This window comes from Acidovorax sp. HMWF029, assembly GCF_003060895.1.
In the GTDB taxonomy this organism is placed as follows: Bacteria; Pseudomonadota; Gammaproteobacteria; order Burkholderiales; family Burkholderiaceae_C; genus Acidovorax.
Genome location: NZ_QAIH01000202.1, coordinates 1 through 1,766, shown reverse-complemented (window position 1 = coordinate 1,766; position 1,766 = coordinate 1). Strand labels below are relative to the sequence as shown.

The 1,766-nt window shown below is 66.5% G+C and carries 1 protein-coding gene; it reads left to right on the top strand.

From position 1 onward, the window contains the following. Nucleotides 1–27: 27 nt before the first annotated feature. On the top strand, nt 28–1,766 hold a 1,739-nt coding region (locus tag DBR12_RS14090), incomplete at its 3' end, for a PAS domain-containing sensor histidine kinase (RefSeq protein WP_108617836.1).

Below are 1,766 nucleotides of genomic sequence, written 5' to 3'. Positions count from 1 at the left end.
GTCCCATTCCTTGGCCATGCCCGCCCCATGACTGAGCCCGATCTGTCCTTCCTGGACCCCTCAGGTCGGCGGCCCGCCCCGGCTGCAAGGCACCCGCTGTCATCCAACACCCCGGCCGAGAGCCTGGTGGCCAATCTGCGCGCCTACCAGGCCGAGCTGGAGAGCCAGAACAAGGTGCTGCGCTACAGCCAGGCCGTGGCCGAAAGCGCCTACGAACGGTTCGAAACCCTGTTCGCCAGCGTGCCGCTGGCCCTCATGGTGGTAGACGAACACGACATGGTGGTGCAAGCCAACTCGATGGCGCACCGATCCTTCCAGCCCACCGAACGTGACCGCCCCCTCATTGCGCTGATCCCCTTTGTGTGCCAGCAGGACGCACAGCGCGTGCGCGAGGCCTTCGTCCAGGCGCAGGACTTGGGGCACAGCGAGGCCAAGGAGGTGGTGTTCCTCATCAACGACACCAGCCGCATCACGGGCGACCTGCACATCGCCCACATCGAAGCACCCCAAACCAGCGGCGCGCCGCTGTCGCAGTTTTTGTGTGCAGTGATCGACCAGGGCCCGCTGCTGGCCGAACGCCAGGCGCTGCAGCACAGCGCGCTCACGCTGCAGCAGCGCAATGAACAACTGCACGCCAGCGAAAAACGGCTCGAGGCCGTCATCAACTCGGCGCTGGACGCCATCATCTGCGTGGACCAGCACCAGCGCATCACCGTGTTCAACCCCACGGCGGCCGCACTCTTCCAATGCAGCGCCAGCGACGCGCTGGGCAGCACACTCGACCGCTTTCTGCCAGATGCGGCACAGGCCCTGACGTTTGCCCAGCTCACCACCCAGGCGCTGCTGGGCGAGATGACGGCGCTGACCGCAAGCGGCAAGGAACTGGCCGTGGAAGTGAGCGTGTCGTTCGAGCGCCATGCCGAAGGCGAGACCACCACCGTGTTCGCCCGTGACCTCACCGGCCGCAAAAAGGCCGAGGCGCACCGCAGCGAGCTGGAGGCGCAGTTGCGGGAGTCACACAAAATGCAGGCCGTGGGCACGATGGCGGGCGGCATTGCGCACGACTTCAACAACATCCTGGGCGCGATACTGGGCAACGTAGAACTGGCCAAGGCCGATTGCGCAGCGGACTCTCCCGTACTCGAAAGCCTGCTGGAAATCGACAAGGCCGGCCGCCGCGCGCGCGACCTGGTGCGCCAGATCCTCACCTTCAGTCGCAACGAGCCCCCACAACGCTCGGCCGTGTCGTTGGCCGAGGTGGTGCACGACACCGAGCGCCTGCTGCGCGTAACTATGCCGCCCGCCATCGAATTGCACATGCATCTGCAAGCCGGTTTGCCACCGGTGCTCGCCGATGTCACGCAGGTGGAGCAGGCTCTGCTCAACCTGTGCACCAACGCTGTTCATGCCATCCAGGGCCAAGACAGCGAACGTGGCAGCATCCATGTGGAGGCCGCCACGGTGCAGCCCGACCAGCGCCTCTCCGAACGCCTGGGCCTGGCGCCCATCGACTACGTGGCCCTCACGGTGCGCGACAGCGGCCCCGGTATGGACGCGACCACGCTGGAGCGCATTTTCGAGCCCTTCTTCACCACCAAGCCTGTGGGCCAAGGCACCGGCCTGGGCCTGGCCGTGGTGCATGGCGTGATGCGAACGCACGAAGGCGGTGTGGACGTGCAAAGCACGCCCGGCCAGGGCAGCCGGTTCACGCTGTATTTTCCGGTCGCTGCCGGCCACGCCCCCTCCCCACCTGCCGCTTCGCCGGT